The following is a 508-nucleotide window of genomic DNA, read 5'->3' on the forward strand; positions in this document are numbered from 1 at the left end:
GGCCCAGCAGCGCATGCTGGAGATCCTGCAGTTCAAGCTGGACGTGCTGTGGAGCATGCTCGACGCCATGAGCCTGGCCTACGAGCTGGACCGTCCCCCCTATCACAGCGTGACCCGCGAACGGGTCTGGCATCGCGGTATTCCCCTATGAGCGAGTTCGACGTACGTCAGGTTCCACAGTTTCGCCGTGGCTATCGATTGCAGTGGGAGTCGGCGCAGGGCTGCCATGTCCTGCTCTACCCGGAAGGCATGATCCGCCTCAATGAAAGTGCGGGCGCCATTGCCAATCAGATCGATGGCCAGCGCGATGTCGCCACCATCATCCATAACCTGAACGCCCTGTATCCGGGTGCACCGGAGCTGGCGGAAGATGTCGTTCAGTTCATGGAGGTCGCCAATGAAAAATTCTGGATCGAGCTCCGCTGAGTCCGGCGTGGGCCTGCCCTTCTGGCTGCTGGCCGAGCTGACCTACCGCTGCCCGCTGCAGTGCCCCTACTGCTCCAACCCG

2 protein-coding genes and 1 pseudogene are annotated in these 508 nt (G+C 62.0%); all 3 read left to right on the plus strand.

Annotated elements, in window-relative coordinates; all coding sequences use genetic code 11:
- Positions 1-151: pseudogene (locus E8F06_RS00025) on the plus strand (pyrroloquinoline quinone biosynthesis protein C); the annotation flags it as partial.
- Positions 148-426: a pyrroloquinoline quinone biosynthesis peptide chaperone PqqD gene (gene pqqD / locus E8F06_RS00030; RefSeq protein ID WP_271472665.1), complete on the plus strand. Its 279-nt coding sequence runs from the start codon at positions 148-150 to the stop codon at positions 424-426. The pseudogene E8F06_RS00025 and the gene pqqD, both read left to right, overlap by 4 nt.
- The coding region (locus E8F06_RS00035; protein ID WP_280362964.1) for a hypothetical protein at positions 398-508 on the plus strand (111 nt) is incomplete at its 3' end. The genes pqqD and E8F06_RS00035, both read left to right, overlap by 29 nt.

This window comes from Pseudomonas sp. BN411, from assembly GCF_029871235.1.
GTDB lineage: Bacteria > Pseudomonadota > Gammaproteobacteria > Pseudomonadales > Pseudomonadaceae > Metapseudomonas.

Excerpts from the sequence above, each read along its gene's own strand:
- pqqD (WP_271472665.1), top strand. The coding sequence starts at position 148 with ATGAGCGAGTTCGACGTACGTCAGGTTCCACAGTTTCGCCGTGGCTAT.